Consider the following 14662-nt stretch of genomic DNA (forward strand, 5'->3'; position numbering starts at 1 on the left):
TCGAAGGGGGTAGCCCTACCCTTCGATTTCCTCTCGCAGCATTTCCAGCTCCAGCCATTCTTCTTCCATGGCCGCATTTTCGGAGCGCTTCTTCTCAAGAAGATTGGCAGTCTTGGCAAAAAGCGCCGGGTCCTTGGCATAAAGCTGCGGATCAGCGAGCTTGCCTTCCAGCACTACGATTTCCTTCGAGAGAGCGTCCATCTTGCCGGGCAGCGTTTCGAGCGCGAATTTCTGCTTGTAGGAAAGCTTGCGCTTTTCCTCACGCTTGGGCTGCGGCGCATCCTCTTCCGACTTCTCGTCACTGCGGACGCCTGAGACCTTGACCGAGCGACGGCTCAAGGCCTGCTCCTTGCGCTGCGCCATCATATCGGCATAGCCGCCTGCATATTCGAGCCAGCGCCCGTCACCTTCCGGCGCAATCACCGACGTAACCGTGCGATCCAGAAAATCACGGTCGTGGCTGACCAGAATGACTGTACCGGGAAAACCTGCGACCAGTTCCTGCAGCAGATCGAGCGTTTCCATATCAAGATCGTTGGTAGGCTCATCGAGGATAAGCAGGTTGGCGGGCCGCGCCAAAACACGGGCCAGCATCAACCGCGCACGTTCACCACCGGAAAGCTCCCGAATGGGGGTACGCGCCTGTTCAGGCTGGAACAGAAAGTCCTTCATATAGGACACGACATGCCGCTGCTCGCCGTTGACGACAAGGCTTTCGCCGCGCCCATCCGTCAGATAATGCGCCAATGTCTCATCCAGATTGAGACTTTCGCGCTTCTGGTCGAGTTCGGCCATTTCGAGATTGACGCCAAGCCGCAAGGTTCCGGAATCCGGCGCAAGCTTGCCAGTCAGAAGCGACAGAAGCGTGGTCTTTCCGGCACCATTGGGTCCAACGAGACCGATACGATCGCCGCGCTGCACCCGGATCGAAAAATCCTTTACCAGAACACGCTCGCCATAGGCCTTGCTCAACCCCTTGGCTTCGATCACCAGCTTGCCGGATTCCTTGGTATCGCTTGCCGCCAGTACCGCCGTCCCTTGTGCCTTGCGATGATTGCGAAAATCGGCACGCATGGAATGCAGTTCGCCGAGACGGCGCATATTGCGCTTGCGGCGCGCCGTAACGCCATAACGCAGCCAATGCTCCTCGCGCGCAATCTGCCGCCCCAGCTTGTGATGGTCGCGCTCTTCCTCTTCCAGCACCTTGTCGCGCCATTCCTCGAAATGGCCAAAGCCTTGCTCAAGACGACGCGTAAGACCGCGATCCAGCCAGACCGTCGCCCGGCTGACATTTTCCAGAAAGCGGCGGTCATGCGATATCAACACGATCGCCGAGCGAATCTGGCGCAGTTCGCTTTCCAGCCATTCGATGGTGGTCAGATCCAGATGGTTGGTCGGTTCATCCAGCAGCAGAACGTCGGGCTGCGGCGCGATCACCCGCGCCAGGGCGGCGCGGCGTGCCTCGCCGCCGGACAGATGATCCGGCTTTTCGTCGCCGGTCAGTCCGAGATGTTCGAGAAGATAAGTGACACGATGCGGGTCATCGGCTGGTCCGAGCCCCGCTTCCACATAGGCGCGAACATTGGCAAAGCCATCCATATCCGGCACCTGCGGGAGATAGCGGACAGTTGCACCCGGATGTTTGAAAACCTCACCCGACGTTGCTTCCACCATACCGGCGGCGATCTTGAGCAGCGTGGATTTACCCGAACCATTGCGTCCGACCAGCGCGATGCGATCGCCTTCGCTTACCGAAAGGCTGGCATCTTCCAGAAGCGGCGTGCCTCCGAAGGTGAGCTTGATCTGGTCGAGGCGAAGGAGCGGTGGTGCCATGGTTCTCTTCGATAAACAGGGTTAAAAATTCCGCCCTGCTTGTCCGCGACAAAAGCCGTTCTGTCAAATGGTACGGCACGAAAAGACCCGTGAAAAACAAACAGGCCGGGTTTCCCCGACCTGTCAGCAAACTTATTTATCCAGCTATTGCCGGCTCAGTCATTACTGGCCCAGTGTTACTGGCAAGGCGCTTCGTAGACGCGGCCATAAGGATCGCGGTAACGGCAGTACTGCGTTCCGTTGCGCGTCTGGGCTGCACCAAGGAGCGTACCGGCAACGCCGCCGATAGCAGCACCGGCAAGAGCGCCACGGCCATTGCCGCCAATTGCACCACCGGCGAGTGCGCCGAGTGCTGCGCCACCAACGCCGTACCCGGCCGTGCGCTGTTCATTCGTCGTGCATGCAGCCGTCGAGAACGCGAGCACGCCAGCAACAGCAATCATCGTAAGACGTGACTTCATTGAAACATCTCCTACAAGAGTTGAACTAATCACCGACTTTGCGTCCCCAATTTCGGCGTAAAGCAGATGACACCCGCTTGGCCCATTTACAATACGTTTCACCTGCCAGCGTCAAGCTCTTTCGATTGATAAGGTTATCGACCCCGGAGCGGTGTTTCCTCCATCGCCAAGTTGGCGATAAGTATCGCTAATCCAGAACTTGCAGTAACGCGAAGTGTTCCACGAACTACATTGGAAACTGTCCATGAAGAGCCGAATGGCAGTGTCACATTATCTAACGGCCACTCCGCATTCGTGATCGAAAGGCCTTCGATAGTGCTGAAATTGATCACACTGAACGGCGTCCCGTCCGGAAAATCATAAACATAATCTCCGGGCGGCAAAGGCCAGGCCTCCTCGGAACCGCTGGACAACAGCACGTTCCGCCCTTTTGCAGCCTGCGCTGTTGCCATGGTCAGATGCAGAAGCGTGTGATCGGTGCGCTGACCGCCGAAGGCTCCGCAAAGGATCACCCGATCCGCACCCCGCATATAGGCCTCCTCGAAGGCCAGTTCCCCGTCCGTCATGTCCTTGGCAGCAGGGAACCTCTTTTGCGGCACGTGTCCATATTGCACGCGAAGCTCAGCAGAAGCCGAATCGAAATCGCCAAGCCAAAGTTCCGGTTCGACACCAAGAGCAGCAGCGTGCCTGATCCCGCTATCGGCAGCGAGAATACGCGCACCTGCAATTTGGCGTTTCAGGCGATCGGTCACGACCAGATCACCGCCGAGGAGAATGACGAATGTGCTCATAAGCCGCTCATAACACGGGCAAATCCATGCCGGAAGCCTGCATTCGCCGCCATTGCGCTCCCTTGCCCTTCCCGTTGCAAAAGATTATTGTCGCAACCGCTCTAACGGGGTGCCGTCTGCTTTCGCGGATGGCTGAGAGGTCGCATTCCCGGCCAACCCGCTGAACCTGATCCGGTTTGCACCGGCGGAGGGATTAGATGCTCCATAAACGGCGCTCAATCCTCTTGTTGTAAAAGAAAGGAAGTGCCGTGATGCGGCTTTTATCTTTGCTGGCCTTTTCAATCTCCACAGCCCTCGCTTTCACGCCTTCTGCGCAGGCGAAGGACAAGCTCACTGTTTATACCTATGACAGTTTCGTTTCCGAATGGGGTCCGGGCCCGAAGATCAAGGAAAACTTCGAGAAGGAATGCGATTGCGAAGTGGACTGGATCGCTTCGGCCGACGGTGTCGCGCTGCTCAACCGCCTGAAGCTTGAAGGTGGCAATACCAAAGCCGATATCGTCCTCGGTCTCGATACCAATCTGACGACCGAAGCACGCGCCACCGGCTTTTTTGCTCCAAGCGGCATCGACCAAAGCAATGTGAGCATTCCGGGCGGGTTCAAGGACGATATCTTCGTTCCCTATGATTATGGCTACTTCGCCGTGGTCTACGATTCGGAAAAAATGCCCAATCCGCCCAAGAGCCTGAAAGAACTGGTGGAAGGCGATGCTTCCCAGAAGATCGTGCTGCAAGACCCGCGCACGTCGACGCCAGGGCTGGGCATGTTGCTCTGGATGAAATCGGTTTATGGCGACGAAGCGGAAGCGGCCTGGCAGAAACTGCAGAAGCGTATTCTCACCGTCACACCCGGCTGGTCGGAAGCCTATGGTCTTTTCACCAAGGGTGAAGCGCCGATGGTGCTGTCCTATACAACGTCTCCCGCCTATCACATGATTGCGGAAAAGACGGAGCGCTATAAGGCTCTGGCCTATCCGGAAGGTAATTATCTCCAGATCGAGCTGGCCGCCCAGACCACCACTGGCGCGAAAAATCCACTGGCGCAAAAGTTCCTGGCTTTCATGACCAGCCCCGGCTTTCAGGATGTTATTCCTGAAACCAACTGGATGTATCCAGCGAGCAAGACATCCACCCCGCTTCCAGCCGCTTTCGACGCGATGCCGAAGCCGGAAAAGACTCTTCTCCTGCCTTCCGACGAAGTAGCCAGGAACCGGAAGTCATGGGTCGATGAATGGCTGGCGGCAACCAGTAAATGACGACATTCCCGGCACAGCACCGCTCGAAAGACGCCCCCGCCGCCAGACCGGCTGCGGGCGTACTGGCGCTTGTCTTTCTGGTCGTGCTTGCCGGTGGTGCGCTTGTCGCACTGGCATTCGAAGCGGGCCGCGGTGGTTTTGACGCCGCGGTTAATTTCGACACCTATCTGTGGCGGGTTGCGCGCTTCACGATCCTGCAGGCGATCGCTTCAAGCCTGCTTTCCGTGCTGTTTGCTGTTCCGGTTGCCCGTGCACTTTATGCCGAAGCGAGCTTTGCGGGGCGCGGGCTTATTCTGCGCCTGTTTGCCCTGCCGCTTGCTCTGCCTGCACTCGTCGCAGTGCTCGGCGTCACCAGCATCTATGGTCGCAACGGGTTCATTGCGCATCTATCAGAAGCCGCAGGACATCCGTTCCAACCGGACATTTACGGTATTACGGGCATATTGATCGCCCATGTTTTCTTCAACATGCCGCTCGCTGTCCGTCTCATTCTTGCAGGCTACGACTCGATACCAACCGATTACTGGAAACTATCCGCGCAGCTTGGCATGGGCAATGGAGCACGCTTCCGGCTCATCGAGTGGCCCGTAATCCGGCGCAATCTGCCGGGCATGATCGGCCTCCTGTTCATGCTCTGCGTGACGAGTTTCACAACTGTGTTGACGCTGGGCGGCGGACCGCGTGCCACCACGCTGGAAGTCGCAATCTATCAAAGCTTGCATTTCGATTTTGATCCGGGTCGCGCGGTCGCCCTCACCTTCACGCAGCTTGCATTGACGTTGCTGGTCCTTCTGGCTCTGCGGATGACCGGTAGTCCGTCTGAAGAAGGCTTCACCCACGCGGCGACACCGCGACGCTACGGCAAGGCGTCAACGGCTGAACGTGTTGCGAACGTCATCGTCATTGGCATAGGTTTCCTCTATGTCGCACTGCCGATTGCCGGCGTTGTCATCTCCGGCCTCGCCGCAGATCTTGCGCGACTTCTGACCGAGAGAACAGTTTGGCGCGCCATTGGCACCAGTCTGGTCCTCGGTTTTTCTGCGGCATTGCTCTCGGTCATCCTGTCACTTGCGCTTGTGTCGGCACGTGAAGCGATGAAAAAAAGCAAGGTCGCCAGTACTTTCGATACGGGTGCCAGCCTGATCCTCGTCATGCCGCCTATCGTCATCGGTGCCGGCTGGTTCATCCTGCTTCGTCATTTCACCGATCCGTTCGCGATGGCACCGTTTATGGTCGTCACCGTCAATGCGGCCATGGCCATGCCCTTTGCCGTGCGTCTTCTACGCCCCGCATGGGATACGGCAGCAAGCCGCCACAACCGGCTTTGCGCACAGTTGGGCATTCGCGGCATCAGCCGTTTCCGGCTCATCGACTGGCCTTCGATCCGCAAGCCTTTCGGCATGGCCTTCGCCTTTGCCATGGCACTTTCCCTTGGCGATCTCGGCACGATTGCCCTGTTTGGCAGTGACGCGCTTTTGACGCTGCCCTATCTCCTCTTGCAGCGCATGGGTAGCTATCGCACATTCGACGCGGCAGGTCTGGCGCTTATTCTCGGGCTGCTTTGCCTCGTATTGATGATGATCGCGGATCGCGCATCCCGAAAGGAAACGCCTTCTCTATGAATGCCCGGATGGATGCCCCGATGAACCCCCTTGCCGAAATTCGCCTTGATGACGTTCGTTTCAGCTATGGTGAAACCGCCATGCATTTCGATGCGACGATAGAGGGCGGTGTTACTGCTGCAATTGTCGGACCAAGCGGTTCGGGCAAGTCGACACTTCTCAACCTGATTGCCGGTTTCGAATTTCCGCAATCCGGTCGCATCTTCATCGGCGATAAAGACGTCAGTGAACTTTCGCCAGCGGATCGACCTGTTTCAATGGTGTTTCAGGAAAACAACCTGTTTGCCCATCTGACCGTCGAACAGAATGTCGGCCTCGGACGTTCACCGAACCTGAAGCTCTCCGCGCAAGACCACACCGATATTGCGGAGGCTTTGTCGCGTGTCGGGCTCGCAGGCAAAGAACAGCGCAAGCCGGAAGCGCTTTCCGGTGGCGAACGCCAGCGCGTGGCGATTGCCCGGGCTCTTATACGCCAGCGCCCGGTTCTGCTCCTCGACGAAGCCTTTGCCTCGCTTGGCCCGGCGCTGCGACACCAGATGCTGGATCTGGTCAGGGAGCTTCAACTTGAAACCCGTATGACGGTGCTGATGGTGACCCATACGCCTGAAGATGCGCTCTATCTCGACGCGGTGTTGCTTTTTCTCGACAGTGGCCGGATTTCCGCCATAGGCCCCGCCACTGAACTACTCTCACCGACTGGACCGGAAGCATTGCGGCACTATATCGGCGAAAAGCGGAATTCGACGCTAAACCTCAAATAGAGTTACGGTTGCGGACATATTTTGTTCGCAATCTGCCGGAAGAACCGGCTACAGCTTTCTTATAGTGCCCATGTACGGCTTGTACGCTTTCTGGTCTGTGGCTAGATTTGGCCCCGGATCAAGCAATCTGATTCAGAAGCGAGGATAAAATACTGTTCCGTCAATCGACCCGTTCCCGGGCCTTCCTGTGTCTACCCATCTCCCTGCCAGAATGGACGCAGCACAATTGGCGGAAACCAGCCATCGGTCTTGGCTTGCTTGCGGTCGCCCTGATTTCCGGTTGCCAGTCGATCAATTCCAGCAAGGATCTTGGACTGCAGCCTTCCGACAATCCCGTGACGGTCGACAATGTGACACGCAATGACCGGCTGGCGCAGCTCGGTGCGCAACAACATCCGCGCATTCTCGCGACCTATGGCGGCGAGTACAAGGACCAGAGGCTTGAACGTATGGTGGCCAAGATCGTCGGCAAGCTGACGACGGTTACCGACAAGCCGGACCAGACCTATCGCATCACCATTCTCGATAGTCCCAATATCAATGCCTTCGCATTGCCGGGCGGCTATCTCTACGTTACACGCGGCCTGCTTGCACTCGCCAACGACTCTTCCGAAGTCGCAGCCGTGATTGCCCACGAAATGGGCCATGTCATCGCCAATCACGGCATTCTGCGGCAGGAGAAGGAGGCGGAGACGGCCATCGCCGGGCGCGTCGCCAGCGAAGTCCTGCATAATGAATCTGCCAGCCGCGAGGAGGCGCTGCGCGGCAAGCTGCGGCTTGCCCAGTTCTCGCGCAATCAGGAACTGCAGGCGGATGCCATCGGCATCAAGATGATCGGCGAAGCCGGTTACGATCCGTTCGCTTCGGCGCGTTTCCTGCAATCGATGGAAGCCTATCAGGGCTTTCGTTCGGTTTCGGGCGCGACCGACGCCAGCCTCGACTTTCTTGCAAGCCATCCGGCAACGCCGCAGCGCATCCAGCTTGCGCTTGGTCATGCACGCCGCATCGGCGCACCCGGCGTCGGCACAACCGATCGCGATTCCTTCCTCAACGGAATTGATGGCCTTCTCTACGGCGACTCGCCCAATGAAGGTTATGTCCGCGAACAGACCTTCATCCATCCGAAGCTCGGTGTCACTTTCCGCGCACCAGATGGCTTCACCATCGACAATTCGGCCAATGCGGTCATGGCAAGCGGCCCCGGCGAAGTTGCCATTCGTTTCGATGGCGCATCTCTTCCGGCGGGATCAAACCTTGCCGACTATATCCGCTCGGGCTGGGTAACCGGTCTCGACGACAGTTCGATCCAGACCACCACCATCAACGGTTTGCCCGCCGCAACTGCGCGCGCCAGCGCCGACCGGTGGCAGTTCGACATTGTGGTCATCGGTGCAAACAACAAGGTCTATCGCTTCCTGACAGCAGCACCGAAAGGCAGCAATGCCCTTCTGCCTGCTTCGCAGACGGTCACGCAGTCCTTCCGCTTGCTGTCGCCTGCCGAACAGAACGCCATCAAGCCGCTGCGCATCCGCGTCGTGACAGTGAAGCCGGGCGACACGCTGGCCAGCCTGTCGGCACGCATGCAGGGCACCACCCGCAAGCTGGAACTGTTCCGCCTTCTCAATGCCATGTCGGCAGGGGCGACCGTTTCGGTCGGTGACCGCGTGAAGCTGATCAGCGAGTAGGTCGTGATGATGGAAACACGCATTCACTCTGTCCTTGCCGGAAAAATCGCTCCTCTCGGACCGCGTAGCGTTCCAAGTGGCATCGACAAACAGCCGGTTACCGGCAAAGTCCGGGTGACTTTCGAGGGGCTGGACTGCGATGCGCAGGGCGACCGGAAAGTGCATGGTGGACCGGAAAAAGCGCTCCATCATTATCCGCATGATCATTATGCGGTCTGGCGCGAAGAAATCGGCGAAAACCCGCGTCTGAGCGCGCGTGGTGCTTTCGGCGAAAACATCTCCACATCGGGTCTGAACGAGCACAATGTCGCCGTGGGCGACAGGTTCCGGCTCGGCAGCGCACTTGTCGAGGTTTCACAGGGCCGCCAGCCCTGCTGGAAACTGAACGAACGCTTTGCAACCGCCGACATGGCCGTGCGCGTGCAGAAGACGGGGCGGACAGGCTGGTATTATCGTGTTCTGGAAGAAGGCAATGTTGAAGCTGGCGATTCGATGATCCTCGCCGACCGCCTTTCACCAAACTGGACACTGCGTCGTGTCTGGCAGCTGCTTTATGTCGACACGCTGAACTATGATGAACTGTCCGTGATGGCGGAGCTTCCGCACCTCGCCGACAGCTGGAAACGCTATGCCGTGCGCCGCCTCGAAAATCGCAAGGTCGAGGACTGGTCGTCGCGCCTTGAAGGCAAGGCCACCGAACCACAAAAGTAAGGAGCCGTTCGGCCCCTCTACTTGTGTTGCCCTGATTGTAACGGCTTATGCCTGATAGGCAGCCAGTTCGTGCTGGCTCAACAAGGCAATCTTCAGCTTCTCCATCGCACGGCTTTCGATCTGCCGCACCCGCTCCTTGGAAATACCAAGCTTTTCGCCCAGCGCTTCGAGCGTCACGCCGTCATCATCAAGGCGACGCTCGCGGATGATGTGCAGCTCGCGCTCATTCAGCGTATCGAGCGCTACATTGAGCCATTGATTGCGACGTTCCATATCGATGGAGCTTTCAGCGACCTCATCCTGCAAGGGATGGTCGTCAACCAGAAAATCCATGCGGCGGGCTGCGCCCGATTCCTCGTTGTTCACTGGTGCCGACAAGGAGCTATCCGGCCCCGAAAGACGGCTGTCCATGATCTCGACATCGCTTGTCGAAACGCCCAGCTGATCGGAAATTTCGCGATACATCTCGGCCTTGGTCATATTGTCGTCGGACTGAGCCAGTTTTGAACGAAGCCGTCGCAGATTGAAGAACAGCGCCTTTTGCGCCGAACTTGTTCCGCCGCGCACGATGGACCAGTTGCGCAAAATATAATCCTGCATAGACGCACGAATCCACCACGATGCATAGGTCGAGAAGCGCACTTCCCGTTCGGGGTCAAAACGGGCAGCAGCTTCAAGAAGGCCGACATAGCCTTCCTGGATGAGATCGTTCATCGGCAGTTTGAATTTGCGGAAGCGCCCGGCCATGGAAATGACCAGTCGCATATGTGCCGATGTTATGCGGTGAAGTGCTTCCTGATCTTTCAGTTCCTTCCAGCGAATAGCGAGGGCTCGCTCCTCTTCGCGCTCCAGATAGGGAGCCGACATCGCGCTGCGGATCATGGACTGGGAAGAGGCTGCTGTCGCTGGGAGGCTACGCGCAACCATAGGCATGCGATTGGCTGGAACTGCGGAAGAACTGCTCATGGATGACTGCTTCATCTGGTTCTCCTGTTCTGAGCTCACGCCCATCGGGCGTTCAGTGGAAGGATATGCCAGTCCCACAAAGACTCATTGGACGAACTTGCGAATTCGCCCAAAACTCCCCGCCAGGCCCATTCTTTGGCCAAAGTAGTTACGCCGCAAAACAAACCCGTTTACGAACTGGTGTCTGGGAGAACGCGTCAGCTGCGATCAGGTTCCCATCAAGCAAGGATAAATCTCTGACAATGCAGGAAGATGACTAGGAAGGTTAATGACTGGCTGCAAAATTCAATAGAATTTTAACCAAGTGGCCCACTCAAAGAGCGGGCCACTTGTCAGAGCGCGTTTAGATCTGCGTCAATCCTCCGTCGACGACAAGGTCTGTTCCCGTCGAGAAGCTGCTTTCGTCCGATGCAAGGAAAAGGGCTGCAGATGCCAGCTCTTCCGGGCGTCCCAGACGTCCCAGCGGCACATAAGCGGCACTGTTCGTGCGATACGCCGCTGCTTCCTCCGGTGTTGTGACCTGCGACTCAATAATGGGAGTGTCTATCGGCCCAGGGCTTAGCGTGTTCACCCTTATCTTGTTTGCAAGTAGTTCCGCCGCCGCCGAACGCGCGAGAGATCGCACCGCCGCCTTCGTAGCATTATAGACGCTGTAGCCCGGCGTTCCCTTGCTTGTCATACATGTAGAAAGAAGAATGATCGAACCGCCGTCACGCATCACGGGAAGAGCTCCCTGGACGGTGAAGTATGTACCTTTCACATTGATATCGAACATCTTGTCGAAGTGATCTTCCGAAGCATCGCGGATCGAACTCAATTCCACAACGCCAGCATTGGCGACGAGAATATCGAGACCACCCTCCTCGTTCTGGACTGTTTCAAATAGCCGATCCAAGCTACCCAGATCGGATATGTCTGCCTGAATTGCCGTCGCACCTCGTCCCAGCTTATTTACGGCGGCTTCAAGTTCCGCCTTGCGACGACCAGCAATATAGACAGTCGCACCTTCCTTGATAAAGCGCTGTGCGATGGCAAATCCAATACCGCTGGAACCACCTGTGACAACGGCGACTTTGGAAACGAGCTTACCCATGAAATCCTCGCTTGGGTTCGTTGAACGACAGGGAGCCGCAGGTCCATGAGCGATATTGCGCATACCCTGACTGACAGCTAGATATGACGAACCCGTGGAGGTTTAAACTGAAGATCAACGCACAACCCTCGTGAGAAAACGCACCATGGATCACTGGAATGAGGTTCGCATGTTTCTCGCGGTCGCTCAGGGCGGCACGGTTCGCGCTGCAGCAGATGCGTTAGACGTCAATCATGCCACGATCATACGTGGTATCAGTCGGCTGGAAGAAACACTAGAAACAAAACTGTTCGACAGGCTGGCATCCGGATACCGGCTTACGGATGCGGGAAGCGACATTGTTGAACTCGCAGGACAGATGGCGACAGCCTCATCCCAGATCGAGGCTCGGATTTTTGGGCGCGATCAGCGTGTCTCCGGGCCTCTGAGGTTCACGCTCCCGATTTCAATGGCGACTGACCTGCTGATGCCATCCCTCGCGGATTTCAAGGCCGCCTATCCAGACATTGGGCTGGAAATCCTGGGCTCGACGTCAATGATTAATCTCGTCAACCGCGAAGCTGATGTCGCTTTGCGTGTGGTCGTTGGCGGGAAGACGCCACCCGACAATTTATACGGAACAAGACTCTGCCAATTCCATATGGCATTCTACATTCATCGAAATCTGATGACACAACCGTCACCAGCTTCCGCAACCTGGTTGCTGGGACCAAACGAAAATGCTCCATCAGATTGGGAGGCAGCGACCGGGATTAAAATGGCTGCCAATCCGGTCCGCTTTGCGGAGATAGGATCACAGTTTCAAGCAACGCGGGCTGGGATGGGCATCTCGTTTCTCCCATGCTTTCTTGGCGATAGCGAACCGAAACTCATGCGCGTACCCGGAACTGCCAGTTCCTGTGTAGGCGATATCTGGCTGCTGACCCATAGCGATACCCGACAAACAAGGCGCGTCCGCCTGCTATGCGATCACGTGCGAAGGGCAATACAGGGATTTGTGGGTCTATTGAATGGCCAAGCGATATCTTAGCAGGTCAGACACCGACATCCCCCAGACATACAAGGGCAAACAACTCATGAGCGCTGAGCCAACAGATCGAGCAAATCGGTCAGTCGCTCGACGCAATGCATTTTGAAGCAATCTGCTTTCCATCACACGGAGAATGACGCAGGCGAACTCTTCTCAATGGAGAAAAAAAGCCCGGCTATAGCCGGGCCTTTTTGAAAGAAAGAGAAGTAAAGCTGCTTATGCCGCTTCAACTTCATCGTCATCGAGGTCCGCTTCAGCGTCGGCTTTGCCGCGCTTCGGTCCCTTGGCGAGATTCGCTTCGATCAGACGAACAGCTTCGGTTTCCGAAAGCTTGTTCACGGCAGCGATTTCGCGCGCCATACGATCAAGGGCAGCTTCATAAAGCTGGCGTTCCGAATAAGACTGTTCCGGCTGGTTCTCAGCGCGGAAAAGATCGCGAACGACTTCCGAGATCGAGATCAGATCGCCGGAATTGATCTTCGCATCATATTCCTGGGCGCGGCGCGACCACATGGTACGCTTCACACGTGCGCGGCCCTGTACGACCTTCAGTGCACGTTCAACATAGTCGGTCTCCGACAGCTTGCGCATACCGATGGAAGCGGCCTTGGCAACCGGCACCTTCAGGCGCATCTTGTCTTTTTCAAAATCAATCACGAAAAGCTCGAGCTTGTGGCCTGCCACTTCCTGCTCTTCGATGGTGACGATCTGGCCGACGCCATGAGCCGGATATACGATGGCCTCACCGGCCTTGAAACCACCACGCGCTACTGGAGACTTTTTCTGCTGGGATGACATACGCTTCATTACTCCCTGTTGTGCCCGGCGCGACCCGCCGGTTGACACATGATGTTCGACCGCGCTCCGGAGAAATGAAGCACGGAAGTTGTTTGTCGGCTTGGAACTGAAAACGTATCTGACGACAAATCTAGCCGACCGGGTGTACGGTGAGGGGGACGACGCCAAATCGCAATCATCTTCCCCGGTGCCATTCAGCCCGGTACTAAAGATCAGCCCTTTCAGAGATTAACGCATAGCGCCACGAATTGACGTCCAGTCACCGAAATTATTGGAGCAACCTAACACAATTTCGCGAAAGAATCAACAAATTGCCAAATATGTCCTATCTGGCAATGCAACACGCCTAAAATATGGGCGTTTTCCCGTGATTTCATTCGTCTTTTGCCGATGCATTGCAGAAAAAGCAAGTGATAAATCCTGCATTCCTGTAATGTCGGACAACCTGGCAGTCTTGCCAGGCTGAACGTACATGTTCCTGGAGCGCAAAGTCTTCCGGAACGAAGACATACTTATACAATACCGTCCAGCTCGCAACAGCCTGCAAGCAGTACCTGCAATACTGGCCGGGTATTAGTCACCGCTACCAGGCTCGGCGGAGAAATACTTCTCCAGTTTGCCAGCCACACCGTCCATTTCCTTGGCCTCCGGCAGGGCATCTTTCTTCGCGGTAATATTGGGCCATTTTGCCGCATATTCCGTATTCAATTCCAACCACTTGTCGAGGCCCGGCTCGGTGTCGGGGCTGATAGCCTCGGCAGGGCATTCCGGTTCACATACGCCACAGTCGATGCACTCGTCGGGATTGATGACGAGCATGTTTTCGCCTTCGTAGAAGCAATCGACCGGACAGACCTCGACGCAGTCCGTATATTTGCAGCGAATGCAATTATCGGTCACGACATACGTCATCGTCGAACTCCTGTTGCCGCCCGAATTCCAGAACAGGCGGCTTATCTATCCTACAGCTTTGCGCCGATACTCCGGCAAGCCGACAATCGGCTCGGGGCTTTGGAATATCTCGCCACGAAGTCACTGTGCACGGAAATGGTTGCGGGTCTCAGCCCATGCCCTTTTATGACAATGCGTGAGGTAACGATTTTATCCTGCCGTGACAAGGGTACAAACGCCGCAATGTCACGAAGTAACGCACATCTGAAACAGCATTTCGTTTGACGGCTTTAGCTTGGAAAACGCTTTCGCCAGAACGGTTTGATGCGCAATTTCCATCACCGCCGTAACGAGCCTGCGGCAACGCGTCCGTGTCAGCTTCCGCGTAAACGATCCGTTTCGCGACGTTCTTTCTTGGTCGGGCGCCCGGCTCCGCTTTCGCGCTGCGGCGCTACGGCCTCCGACGATATCGTAGAAGTGGATGCAGGTGGAGGCGTAAGATCTTCATAAAGCAGTTGGGCTTCGGGCGCCGGACCACGACGCTCTCCCGGAGCGAGTATCTTGTAAACGAGGATACGCCGGTCGAGGGTAATGGTCAGCACATCGCCAACCTTCACCTGATGAGCCGCCTGCTCGATCTTGTCACGGTTGACCCGGACCTTGCCGCCGACGGCGAGTTTCGCCGCCAGCGATCTTGATTTGACCACGCGCGCGAAGAACAGCCACTTGTCGATTCGCTGTCTTGCGCCCGTTTCTGCAATCAT

At 56.6% G+C, this 14662-nt stretch carries 14 protein-coding genes and 1 riboswitch; of the genes, 6 read left to right on the plus strand and 8 right to left on the minus strand.

Features of this window, described 5'->3' with window-relative positions; genetic code table 11:
• Positions 1 to 15 precede the first annotated feature (15 nt).
• The 3 genes from ABDF71_RS13600 to ABDF71_RS13610 all read right to left on the minus strand — a co-directional run bounded on the left by ABDF71_RS13600 (position 16) and on the right by ABDF71_RS13610 (position 3085).
• Positions 16 to 1833, minus strand: a complete 1818-nt coding sequence (locus ABDF71_RS13600; RefSeq protein WP_029929514.1) for an ABC-F family ATP-binding cassette domain-containing protein — start codon at positions 1831 to 1833, stop codon at positions 16 to 18.
• A gap of 176 nt (positions 1834 to 2009) precedes the next feature.
• A complete protein-coding gene (locus tag ABDF71_RS13605; protein WP_010661429.1) occupies positions 2010 to 2294 on the minus strand; it encodes a YMGG-like glycine zipper-containing protein in 285 nt (94 codons plus the stop codon).
• Positions 2295 to 2428: 134 nt separating this feature from the next.
• Positions 2429 to 3085, minus strand: coding sequence for a thiamine diphosphokinase (locus tag ABDF71_RS13610; protein WP_010661430.1), 657 nt, complete (start codon positions 3083 to 3085; stop codon positions 2429 to 2431).
• Positions 3086 to 3180: 95 nt separating this feature from the next.
• Positions 3181 to 3295: riboswitch (TPP riboswitch) on the plus strand.
• Between the two features lie 41 nt (positions 3296 to 3336).
• On the opposite strand from ABDF71_RS13610, the gene thiB reads away from it, so the two are divergent.
• From thiB to ABDF71_RS13635, 5 genes are all read left to right on the plus strand, one after another.
• Positions 3337 to 4341 carry a thiamine ABC transporter substrate binding subunit gene (gene thiB / locus ABDF71_RS13615; RefSeq protein WP_151616190.1) on the plus strand — a complete coding sequence of 335 codons (1005 nt, stop codon included), beginning with the start codon at positions 3337 to 3339 and terminating at the stop codon, positions 4339 to 4341.
• A complete protein-coding gene (gene thiP / locus ABDF71_RS13620; RefSeq protein WP_151616191.1) occupies positions 4338 to 5963 on the plus strand; it encodes a thiamine/thiamine pyrophosphate ABC transporter permease ThiP in 1626 nt (541 codons plus the stop codon). Before thiB ends, thiP begins: the two co-directional genes overlap by 4 nt.
• 20 nt (positions 5964 to 5983) lie before the next feature.
• A complete protein-coding gene (gene thiQ / locus ABDF71_RS13625; protein ID WP_151616192.1) occupies positions 5984 to 6724 on the plus strand; it encodes a thiamine ABC transporter ATP-binding protein in 741 nt (246 codons plus the stop codon).
• 203 nt (positions 6725 to 6927) lie between these two features.
• Positions 6928 to 8409, plus strand: coding sequence for a cell division protease CdlP (gene cdlP / locus ABDF71_RS13630; protein ID WP_029376279.1), 1482 nt, complete (start codon positions 6928 to 6930; stop codon positions 8407 to 8409).
• Positions 8410 to 8418: 9 nt separating this feature from the next.
• Complete coding sequence (locus ABDF71_RS13635) at positions 8419 to 9120, plus strand: MOSC domain-containing protein (protein WP_500061670.1); 702 nt, start codon at positions 8419 to 8421, stop codon at positions 9118 to 9120.
• A 45-nt stretch (positions 9121 to 9165) separates the two neighbouring features.
• Here ABDF71_RS13635 and ABDF71_RS13640 read toward each other — a convergent pair whose 3' ends face one another.
• Together ABDF71_RS13640 and ABDF71_RS13645 are read right to left on the minus strand one after the other, a co-directional pair.
• Positions 9166 to 10101, minus strand: coding sequence for an RNA polymerase factor sigma-32 (locus ABDF71_RS13640; protein WP_010661436.1), 936 nt, complete (start codon positions 10099 to 10101; stop codon positions 9166 to 9168).
• Positions 10102 to 10429: 328 nt separating this feature from the next.
• Entirely contained in the window at positions 10430 to 11179 is a 750-nt protein-coding gene (locus ABDF71_RS13645; RefSeq protein WP_010661437.1) for an SDR family NAD(P)-dependent oxidoreductase, read from the minus strand.
• 145 nt (positions 11180 to 11324) lie between these two features.
• Between ABDF71_RS13645 and ABDF71_RS13650 the strand changes: the two genes are divergently transcribed.
• Positions 11325 to 12209 carry a LysR family transcriptional regulator gene (locus ABDF71_RS13650; RefSeq protein ID WP_500061623.1) on the plus strand — a complete coding sequence of 295 codons (885 nt, stop codon included), beginning with the start codon at positions 11325 to 11327 and terminating at the stop codon, positions 12207 to 12209.
• Between the two features lie 216 nt (positions 12210 to 12425).
• On the opposite strand, the gene ABDF71_RS13655 is transcribed toward ABDF71_RS13650, so the two are convergent.
• From ABDF71_RS13655 to ABDF71_RS13665, 3 genes are all read right to left on the minus strand, one after another.
• Positions 12426 to 13007, minus strand: coding sequence for a CarD family transcriptional regulator (locus tag ABDF71_RS13655; protein WP_006471273.1), 582 nt, complete (start codon positions 13005 to 13007; stop codon positions 12426 to 12428).
• A gap of 573 nt (positions 13008 to 13580) precedes the next feature.
• Positions 13581 to 13919: a ferredoxin FdxA gene (fdxA, locus tag ABDF71_RS13660; protein ID WP_006467781.1), complete on the minus strand. Its 339-nt coding sequence runs from the start codon at positions 13917 to 13919 to the stop codon at positions 13581 to 13583.
• Between the two features lie 353 nt (positions 13920 to 14272).
• On the minus strand, positions 14273 to 14662 hold the full coding sequence (locus ABDF71_RS13665; RefSeq protein ID WP_036587736.1) for an RNA-binding S4 domain-containing protein: 390 nt from the start codon (positions 14660 to 14662) through the stop codon (positions 14273 to 14275).

The sequence above is a fragment of the Ochrobactrum sp. WV_118_8 genome (assembly GCF_039631535.1).
Taxonomy (GTDB): domain Bacteria; phylum Pseudomonadota; class Alphaproteobacteria; order Rhizobiales; family Rhizobiaceae; genus Brucella; species Brucella anthropi.